The organism is Streptomyces sp. JHA26 (genome assembly GCF_002005565.1).
Taxonomy (GTDB): Bacteria; Actinomycetota; Actinomycetes; order Streptomycetales; family Streptomycetaceae; genus Streptomyces.
Genome location: NZ_BDJC01000115.1, coordinates 1 through 5513 on the forward strand (window position 1 = coordinate 1; position 5513 = coordinate 5513).

The 5513-nt window shown below is 72.9% G+C and carries 7 protein-coding genes; 2 read left to right on the forward strand and 5 right to left on the reverse strand.

Annotation, left to right across the window (positions count from 1 at the left end):
• Positions 1-123: 123 nt before the first annotated feature.
• Complete coding sequence (soxR, locus tag JHAT_RS33090) at positions 124-642, reverse strand: redox-sensitive transcriptional activator SoxR (protein WP_077801976.1); 519 nt, start codon at positions 640-642, stop codon at positions 124-126.
• Positions 643-749: 107 nt separating this feature from the next.
• On the opposite strand from soxR, the gene JHAT_RS33095 reads away from it, so the two are divergent.
• Positions 750-1211: a MaoC family dehydratase gene (locus tag JHAT_RS33095; RefSeq protein WP_077801977.1), complete on the forward strand. Its 462-nt coding sequence runs from the start codon at positions 750-752 to the stop codon at positions 1209-1211.
• Positions 1212-1229: 18 nt separating this feature from the next.
• Here JHAT_RS33095 and JHAT_RS33100 read toward each other — a convergent pair whose 3' ends face one another.
• From JHAT_RS33100 to JHAT_RS33110, 3 genes are all read right to left on the reverse strand, one after another.
• Positions 1230-1877, reverse strand: coding sequence for a TetR/AcrR family transcriptional regulator (locus tag JHAT_RS33100; RefSeq protein ID WP_077801978.1), 648 nt, complete (start codon positions 1875-1877; stop codon positions 1230-1232).
• 81 nt (positions 1878-1958) lie between these two features.
• Complete coding sequence (locus JHAT_RS33105; RefSeq protein ID WP_077801979.1) at positions 1959-2249, reverse strand: YiaA/YiaB family inner membrane protein; 291 nt, start codon at positions 2247-2249, stop codon at positions 1959-1961.
• Between the two features lie 61 nt (positions 2250-2310).
• The gene (locus JHAT_RS33110) at positions 2311-3462 is read right to left on the reverse strand and encodes an acyl-CoA dehydrogenase family protein (protein WP_077801980.1); all 1152 of its coding nucleotides are present in this window, start codon (positions 3460-3462) and stop codon (positions 2311-2313) included.
• A 94-nt stretch (positions 3463-3556) separates the two neighbouring features.
• Between JHAT_RS33110 and JHAT_RS33115 the strand changes: the two genes are divergently transcribed.
• Complete coding sequence (locus JHAT_RS33115; RefSeq protein ID WP_171991182.1) at positions 3557-4207, forward strand: TetR/AcrR family transcriptional regulator; 651 nt, start codon at positions 3557-3559, stop codon at positions 4205-4207.
• On the opposite strand, the gene JHAT_RS33120 is transcribed toward JHAT_RS33115, so the two are convergent.
• A partial coding sequence (locus JHAT_RS33120; RefSeq protein WP_077801982.1) for a PP2C family protein-serine/threonine phosphatase occupies positions 4191-5513 on the reverse strand: 1323 nt, incomplete at its 5' end. The genes JHAT_RS33115 and JHAT_RS33120 overlap by 17 nt on opposite strands.

The following is a 5513-nucleotide window of genomic DNA, read 5'->3' on the forward strand; positions in this document are numbered from 1 at the left end:
TGCCGGCAGTGACACCCCGTGCCCCGCGCCCCGGCACCCCGCACCCCGGGGGAACGGCGCGGGGCCTCACGGGGGGGGGCGCGGGTCCGGCCGGGCGACGGCCGGACCCGCGCCCCGGGGTCTTCAGTCGCAGCACGCGGCGTCGGGAGAGGCCGGCGCGCGCCTGCCGGCCGGGGCCGCCCCGGCCCGCCGTTCCACCAACAGGCGGGAGCCCGCGCGGCTTTCGCCGAAGACGTCGTCGGGGTTGGACAGGACGCAGGTGTCCAGGGACAGGCAGCCGCAGCCGATGCAGTCGGTGAGGTGGTCCCGCAGCCGGTTCAGCTGCTTGATCCGCTCGTCCAGTTCGGAGCGCCAGGCCTCGGAGAGCCGCGCCCAGTCGTCCGCGGTGGGCGTGCGTCCCTCCGGCAGCTCGGCGAGCGCCTCGCGGATCGTGGCGAGCGGGATGCCGACGCGCTGCGCGGCCCGCACGAAGGCGACCCGGCGCAGGGTGTCGCGGCTGAAGCGGCGCTGGTTGCCGGGGGTGCGGCGACTGCTGATCAGGCCCTTGGACTCGTAGAAGTGCAGGGCGGAGACGGCGGCGCCGCTGCGCGCGGCGAGCTGGCCGACCGTGAGCTCGTGGATCTTCTCGGGAATCTGAGGCACTCCTCGAACCCTACCGACCCCGCCACCCGCCCGGTCCGTTGACATGGGCTGCGGCGGCCACCATGCTAAGCAGTTGCTTAGAAAACTTCGACGCGGGAGGCCGGGACATGGCAGAGCCGAGGATCTTCACATCCGCCGACGACGTGAAGGCGGCGGTGGGCGAGCAGCTGGGGTACACCGACTGGCTGGAGGTCGACCAGAAGCGGATCGACCTGTTCGCGGAGGCGACCGGCGACCACCAGTGGATCCACGTGGACCCGGAGAAGGCCGCCGCGGGTCCGTTCGGCACCACCATCGCGCACGGGTACCTGACCCTGTCGCTGCTCCCGCTCTTCGGACCGCAGCTGATCAGGGTCGAGGGGGTGAAGATGGGCGTCAACTACGGCACCAACAAGGTCCGCTTCCCCTCCCCCGTCCCGGTCGGCTCGCGCCTGCGCGCCACGGCGTCGATCACCGGCGTCGAGGACGTCGCGGGAGGGATCCAGGTCTCCGTCGCCTTCACCGTGGAGCGCGAGGGCGGCGACAAGCCGGTGTGCGTCGCCGAGTCCGTCTCGCGCTACTACCTGTGAGCCGCCGCCCGTGAGCCGCTACCGCCCCGGAGCGGCGCCGGGCTCCTTGGCCCGCACCATCCGCAGCACGAGGTCGGCGTAGAGCGCGCCGACCTCGTCGGGCGTGCGGGGGCCGTTCACGTTGAACCAGCGGGCGACGTCGATGCAGAGGGAGAGCACGGCGAGCGTCGTGCCCTGCACGTCCGCCACCTCGAACTCGCCCGAGGTCACGCCCTCCTCGATGATGCGCCGCACCTGCGCGTCGACCTGGCGGCGCAGCGCGACGATCTCGGCGCGGGCGTCCGGACCGAGCGCGTCCAGTTCGTACTGCACGACGCGTGCGGTGGTACGCCGCCCGGCGTGCCACCGCACGAAGGAGCTGACGGCGTCGGCGAGCCGCTCCGTGGCACCGCCCTCGCCCTCGGCCGCCGTGCGCAGGATGGCGAGCGCCCGCTCGTGGCCGATCCGGCTGATGCGGTGGAGCAGCTCTTCCTTGGTCTTGTAGTGGATGTAGAGCGCGGCCGGGCTCATGCCGGCCCGCCCGGCGATGTCGCGGGTCGTGGTCGCGTGGTACCCGCGCTCGGCGAAGGCCTCCACGGCGGCGACCAGCAGTCGCCGGGCCGCGTCAGGCGTGACCTCTTCCCACGGCTCGATGTCGCCGCCCGCCGTCTCGGCCGCCGTACTCATCGCTCGTTCGCCCCTCTCGGTGACAGGAGCTCCACCATACCGCCGAAGCTGAGCGGCCGCTTAGGGGCGCCCGGCCGCAGGTCATCCCAGCTTCTCGAAGGGGTCGTGTTCGGCGAGGAGCTTCTCCAGCCGGGCCTGGTCGACGCGGCTGACGATCTGCCCGGCCTCCTGCCGGTCCCGGATGATCTTGGCCAGTGTGAAGGCGGACGTGACGAGGTACAGGACGGCGATGGCGAGGAAGGCGCGCACCCACGCGTCGGCCTGGAGGTTGTAGATGCCGATGGCGGTGGCGGCCATGGCGACCGCGAACGACGCGACGGCCTGCCCGTAGAAGGCGGCGGTGCTCTGCTGCTTGACCGGTGTGTCACTCATGGGGACAAGCGTCGGCGGACGTGGCCGGGGCCACATCCGCCGACATACTCAGTTCGGGTACTCAGAAGGCCGAGACGCCCGTCAGCGCACGCCCGATGACCAGCTTCTGGATCTGGCTGGTGCCCTCGTAGAGGGTCATCACGCGGGCGTCGCGCAGCAGCTTGCCGGCCGGGTACTCGTCGATGTAGCCGTAGCCGCCGAAGACCTGGAGGGCGTTGTTGGCGGCGCGGACGGCGGCCTCCGAGGCGAACAGCTTGGCCTTGGAGGACTCGACGGTGAAGGGTTGCCCGCGGTCGATCAGGTCGGCGACGCGCCAGGTCAGCAGCCGGGCCGCGTCCACGTCCAGGGCGATGTCGCTGATCAGCTCCTGGACCAGCTGGTGGTGGGCGATGGTCTTCCCGAACTGCTCGCGCTCGCCGGCGTACCGCACGGCGGCGTCCAGGGCGGCCTGGGCGATGCCGACGCAGCCGGCCGCGACCGACATCCGCCCCTTGGCGAGCGCCGACATGGCGACCGAGAAACCCTTGCCCTCGGGGGCCAGCATCGCGGAGGCGGGGACGCGGACGTCCTCCAGGACCAGCTCGGCGGTGGCCTGCCCGCGCAGGCCGAGCTTGCCGTGGACGGTGCGGCGGGTCAGGCCGGGGGTGTCGGTGGGCACGAGGAAGGCGGAGACGCCCTTGTGGCCGGGGGCGTCGGTGGAGCGGGCGAAGAGCAGGACCACGTCGGCCCAGGTGCCGTTGGTGATGAACATCTTGGTGCCGTTGACGACGTAGTCGTCGCCGTCGCGGACCGCGCGCGTGGAGAGGTTCCCGGCGTCCGACCCCGTGCCGGGCTCGGTCAGGCCGAAGCAGCCGACGTACTCCCCGGAGGTCAGTCCCGGCAGCCAGCGGCGCTTCTGCTCCTCGTTCCCCCAGGCGGCGATGGTCTTGGCGACCAGGCCGAGGGAGACGGACACGATGCCGCGCACGGAGGAGTCGCCGCGGCCCAGCTCCTCCGTCACCAGGCAGTACGCGAGGTGGTCGCCGCCGGAGCCGCCGTACTCCTCGTCGACGGTGAGCCCGAGGAAGCCGACCTCGCCGAGCTTCTTGACGAGGGACCGGTCCACCTCCTCGGCACGGTCCCAGGCGACGACGTGGGGGGCGATCTCGCGCTCCACGAAGTCCCGGGCGAGCTGCCGTACGGCTGCCTGCTCCTCGCTGAGCTCCAGGTTCATGACGGGTCACCCCACAGAAGACGGATCCGGACAGACGTCTCTTGAAAGCCGGACATTTAAATTAGCACTGCTAGTTTAAGGTCGCAGCCCTACTATGTGCGCCATGGCCCGACCGCGCAAGCCCCTGCTCAGCACCGACCGGATCGTCGAGACGGCCCGCGCGCTGGTGGACGCGGAGGGCCTCGCGGCCGTCTCCACGCGCCGGCTCGCGGCGGAACTGGGGGTCAGCGGGCCCTCGCTCTACAACCACTTCCGCACCAAGGACGAGATCCTGGAGGCCGTGGCCGACTCGGTCAGCGCGCAGGTCGACCTGTCGATGTTCGAGGACGGCCGGGACTGGCGGACCGCGCTGCACGACTGGGCCGTCTCCTACCGGGCGGCCCTGCGCGACCACCCCAACATCGTCCCGGTGCTGGCCCACGGGCCCGGCCGCCGCCCGGCCGCGCTGCGCCTCGCGGACGCCGTCTACGGCGCGATGGTCGCGGCGGGCTGGCCGCCGGCGCAGGCCACGTCCATCGGCGCGCTGATGCGGTACTTCGTCATGGGCTCCGCGCTCGGCTCCTTCGCCCGGGGCTTCCCGGACGACGCCAGTGCCTACGACCCCGCCGACTACCCCCACCTCGGCAAGGCCCACCTCCTGGCCGAGCAGCAGGAGAAGATCGACGAGCGGGCCTTCGAGACCGGGCTGGCGGCGCTGCTGGACGGGCTGGCGCAGCAGTACGAGCGGCTCACGCGGGTCGGCTAGGAACGCCCAGGGCGAGGAGGGCGGTGTCGTCGTCGACGCCGTCGCCGAGTTTCTCCAGCAGTGCGGCCACGGCGGCGATCACGTCGCCGGGTGCCGTCGACGCCTGCCGGGCGGCGAAGTCCCGCAGCCGTTCTTCGCCGTAGAGGGTGGTGCGGCCGGGGTCCGTGCGGGCCTCGGTCAGGCCGTCGGTGTAGAGCAGCAGGGTGTCGCCGGGTCCGAGGACGGCCGTGGCGGAGGTGAAGGAGGCGTCGGGCAGCGCGCCGATCAGCATGCCGCCGGGGGTGGCGAGGTAGTCGGCCCGCCCCGGGCCGCCGACCGGTACGCCCGCCCGCAGCAGGAGCGCCGACGGGTGGCCGCCGGAGGCGAGGTGGACCGCGGTGCGGCCCCGGACGGCGTCCGGTTCGACGACACCGACGACGGCGGTGCAGTGGCGCGGGTCCGTCCCGGCGCCGTAGCGGTCGTACAGGACGGCGTTGAGGGTGGTCAGGGCGCTGACCGGGTCGGAGTCGTGGAAGACGGTCGCCCGCAGGGTGTAGCGGGTGAGGGACGTGACGGCGGCGGCCCCGGGCCCCTTGCCGCTCACGTCGCCGAGGAAGAAGGCCCAGCGCCCGGCGTCGAGGGCGAACAGGTCGTAGAAGTCGCCGCCGAGCCGGTCGGGCGAGGCCGTGTAGTAGTACGAGGCGACCTCCAGGCCCGGGACGGCGGGCAGCTCGGCGGGCAGCAGGGCCTGCTGGAGCACGGCGAGGGCGTCGGTCAGCCGGGCCCGGTCGGCCTCGGAGCGGGAGCGTGCCGCCTCCGCCTCCCGTCGTGCCGCCTCCGCCTCCCGTCGCGCCGCCTCCGCCTCCCGTCGCGCCGCCTCCGCCTCCCGTCGCGCCGCCTCGGCCAGGTCGCGGGCCTCGTCGGCGGCCGTCCTGCGGCGCAGCAGTTCCTCCTCGTAGGCGCGCCGGTCGGACGCGTCGAAGACGGTGATGCGGATCAGTACCGGTTCGCCGTCCGCGTCCCGTTTGACCGCGGCGGAGACGAGCACCGGCAGACGTCCGCCCGTGGCCGTCCGCATCTCCAGCGCGATCCCGCTGATCTCGCCCCGCATTCCCAGCAGGGGCGCGAAGTGGGTCTCGTGGTAGAGCCTGCCGCCGACGGTGAGCAGGTCGGCGAAGCGCATCCGGTCCACCACCTCGTGCCGCTCCAGGCCGAGCCAGTCCAGCAGCGTCGCGTTGACCTTGGCGACGGTGCCGTCCATGGCCGTGGACAGGAACCCGCAGGGGGCGGAGTCGTAGAGGTCCTCGGCGCTCTCCTCCGGGCCGGG

What these genes read in the sequence shown, in the direction of transcription:
- JHAT_RS33095 (WP_077801977.1), top strand. Translation starts at nt 750, where the DNA reads ATGGCAGAGCCGAGGATCTTCACATCCGCCGACGACGTGAAGGCGGCG.
- JHAT_RS33100 (WP_077801978.1), bottom strand. Translation starts at nt 1,877, where the DNA reads ATGAGTACGGCGGCCGAGACGGCGGGCGGCGACATCGAGCCGTGGGAA.
- JHAT_RS33105 (WP_077801979.1), bottom strand. Translation starts at nt 2,249, where the DNA reads ATGAGTGACACACCGGTCAAGCAGCAGAGCACCGCCGCCTTCTACGGG.
- JHAT_RS33110 (WP_077801980.1), bottom strand. Translation starts at nt 3,462, where the DNA reads ATGAACCTGGAGCTCAGCGAGGAGCAGGCAGCCGTACGGCAGCTCGCC.
- JHAT_RS33115 (WP_171991182.1), top strand. Translation starts at nt 3,557, where the DNA reads ATGTGCGCCATGGCCCGACCGCGCAAGCCCCTGCTCAGCACCGACCGG.